This window comes from Carboxydocella sp. JDF658 (assembly GCF_002049395.1).
GTDB lineage: Bacteria > Bacillota.
In genome coordinates this window covers 1-268 of record NZ_BDLR01000182.1, presented here as the reverse complement: position 1 = coordinate 268, position 268 = coordinate 1, and the positions used below count along the sequence as shown (strand labels likewise).

General features: G+C 47.8%; 1 protein-coding gene. It reads left to right on the top strand.

Features of this window, described 5'->3' with window-relative positions:
• Nucleotides 1-268: transposase (locus JDF658_RS13550; RefSeq protein WP_200805688.1), on the top strand; the 268-nt coding region annotated here is incomplete at both ends.

The window sequence follows — 268 nt, the reverse complement described above, 5'->3', positions numbered from 1 at the left end:
AGTTATGTCCGGCAAAGCGATACGGAATCAAGTGTCAGGGAATGGAACAGTGTTCAGTTAGTCAGGGAATACGTATACCGCTAGCGGAAAACCGACGGATTTTCACGCCGATCGACCGGGCAAGTTATAAGTGGGAAAAAGAATATAAAAAACGCACCGCAGTAGAACGGGTAAATAGCAGACTCGATGTATCCTTTGGATTCGAACAGCATACCATTCGGGGCATGGCCAAAATGAAGCTGCGGTGCGGACTGGCCCTATGTGTTAT